Annotated in this window: 1 rRNA gene; it reads right to left on the minus strand. The window is 48.1% G+C overall.

Annotated elements, in window-relative coordinates:
* Positions 1-78: 78 nt before the first annotated feature.
* A 16S ribosomal RNA gene (locus R2Q94_RS22080) occupies positions 79-1600 on the minus strand.
* Between the last annotated feature and the right edge of the window lie 215 nt (positions 1601-1815).

Below are 1815 nucleotides of genomic sequence, written 5' to 3' on the forward strand. Positions count from 1 at the left end.
TTCATCCTATGGGTTTTCTTTTTTTGAGATCTCTGTCATTTATATCATTTACGTAGCGAGTAGTCTGAACTACTCCAGAAAGGAGGTATTCCAGCCGCACCTTCCGGTACGGCTACCTTGTTACGACTTAGCCCCAGTTATCGGTTTTACCCTAGGACGCTCCTTGCGGTTACATACTTTAGGTACCCCCAACTTCCATGGCTTGACGGGCGGTGTGTACAAGGCCCGGGAACGTATTCACCGCGTCATTGCTGATACGCGATTACTAGCGAATCCAACTTCAAGAGGTCGAGTTGCAGACCTCTATCCGAACTGTGAATGGCTTTTTGAGATTCGCTTGCTGTTGCCAGCTTGCTGCCCTCTGTACCATCCATTGTAGCACGTGTGTAGCCCCGGACGTAAGGGCCATGATGACTTGACGTCGTCCCCTCCTTCCTCTCTGTTTGCACAGGCAGTCTGTTTAGAGTCCCCACCTTTACGTGCTGGCAACTAAACATAGGGGTTGCGCTCGTTGCGGGACTTAACCCAACACCTCACGGCACGAGCTGACGACAGCCATGCAGCACCTAGTTTCGTGTGATTGCTCACTCATCTATCTCTAAATGATTCACTAACTTTCAAGCCCGGGTAAGGTTCCTCGCGTATCATCGAATTAAACCACATGCTCCTCCGCTTGTGCGGGCCCCCGTCAATTCCTTTGAGTTTCAATCTTGCGACCGTACTCCCCAGGTGGAATACTTAACGCTTTCGCTTAGCCGCTAACTGTGTATCGCTAACAGCGAGTATTCATCGTTTAGGGCGTGGACTACCAGGGTATCTAATCCTGTTTGATCCCCACGCTTTCGTGCCTCAGCGTCAATAACACCATAGTAAGCTGCCTTCGCAATCGGTGTTCTGTGACATATCTATGCATTTCACCGCTACTTGTCACATTCCGCCTACCTCTAGTGTATTCAAGCTCATCAGTATCAAGGGCACTGCGATGGTTGAGCCACCGTCTTTCACCCCTGACTTAATAAGCCGCCTACGCACCCTTTAAACCCAATAAATCCGGATAACGCTTGGATCCTCCGTATTACCGCGGCTGCTGGCACGGAGTTAGCCGATCCTTATTCCTTCGGTACATTCAGCTACTTACACGTAAGTAGGTTTATTCCCGAATAAAAGCAGTTTACGACCCAGAGGGCTGTCTTCCTGCACGCGGCATGGCTGGTTCAGAGTTGCCTCCATTGACCAATATTCCTTACTGCTGCCTCCCGTAGGAGTCTGGTCCGTGTCTCAGTACCAGTGTGGGGGGTCATCCTCTCAGATCCCCTAGTCATCGTCGCCTTGGTGAGCCGTTACCTCGCCAACTAGCTAATGACACGCATGCCCATCTCAATCCTATAAATATTTGATCATTAGATAATGCTATCCTGTGATTTTATGCGGTGTTAATCCGAATTTCTTCGGGCTATCCCCCTGATTGAGGTAGGTTGCATACGCGTTACGCACCCGTGCGCCACTTTCCCGAGAAGCAAGCCTCTCGGTATCGTTCGACTTGCATGTATTAGGCCTGCCGCTAGCGTTCATCCTGAGCCAGGATCAAACTCTCCATTGTAAAATGTTTTGTTTGAACACTGACCATTCTTAACTTGTTAATAATAGTCTTTATTCTTTTTTTTTGTATTGTCTGTCAGTTTCTGACTCGAAAAAATAGCGTTGGTTTTCATGTACTTTGAAACGGTACTATCTTACCTCGCTACGTATATAAATGACATCTCTTTAATGAACTTCTCGAATCACCTCACGGATCTTCTTGTATATGTTGCAATC

The sequence above is a fragment of the Pedobacter gandavensis genome (assembly GCF_032678465.1).
GTDB classification, from domain to species: Bacteria; Bacteroidota; Bacteroidia; order Sphingobacteriales; family Sphingobacteriaceae; genus Pedobacter; species Pedobacter gandavensis_B.